This is a genomic window from Proteus sp. fly-1067, from assembly GCF_040139345.1.
Classification (GTDB): Bacteria; Pseudomonadota; Gammaproteobacteria; order Enterobacterales; family Enterobacteriaceae; genus Proteus; species Proteus vulgaris_B.
This window is the reverse complement of the sequence record NZ_JBEEUL010000073.1, coordinates 1-785: the sequence shown is the minus strand read 5'-3', so window position 1 is coordinate 785 and position 785 is coordinate 1. Positions and strand designations below refer to the sequence as shown.

Below are 785 nucleotides of genomic sequence, written 5' to 3'. Positions count from 1 at the left end.
GTCATATAATAGGCTGAATCTATTGGATTCGGCCTTTTTCTTGAGTGATTGATGAAATCTTATTTATTACTTTGTTTATTTCTTATATTTGGAAATTCTTTTATGGCCTCAGCAAAAGGAATGACCTCTTTTTACTCATATCTTGATAAAGAAACTCAGCTTGAGGGAAAAATATTTATCGATGGACAGTTGATGGCAACACTGGATCCTACTAATCAATCATCTCACGTTAATACGAGTCCTGCTTCTATCGCTATGTTTTCAATTCCTGAAAATGCGCAAACTTTGAAAATAACTGGCTCTTTAATTAATTCAGAAGGGAAAAAGCGCCATTTTGACCATCAATGTAAGATTGTTGATATTGGCGTGGAGACAGCGGCATTACACGATGATAATCGTACGGTGATACAACGGTTACAAGCGCTTTTCAATTTACTGGATGATGATAATTATTTCGAAGAAAATACAGGTAATACATTAGCCCTAAAAGCGAATCTACCAACAAAAGAATTTTATCAAGAGATTGAAAAACGTTTAAATGTCACCCTGCCTGAAGTGATTAAAGTGATTGATCAATATGATATTGAAATGAGTAATGAGGGTTATTTTGTTGATGTTAAAGACATGGGCAATGTACTTGATTTTTTAGCAGAACGCTCATTTCCCGAAGACTTTATTGACGCACTATCTGCTGATAGTAGGGTCGGAAAGCTTTATCAATGTAGCTTAGTGGTTTATATTTTTGATGGAGATGGCTATGATATGTTAGGTTGGGATCCTGAGGT

General features: G+C 35.2%; 1 protein-coding gene. It reads left to right on the top strand.

The window, feature by feature from the left end; genetic code table 11:
• Positions 1-102 precede the first annotated feature (102 nt).
• A partial coding sequence (locus ABN217_RS19185) for a hypothetical protein (RefSeq protein ID WP_349459846.1) occupies positions 103-785 on the top strand: 683 nt, incomplete at its 3' end.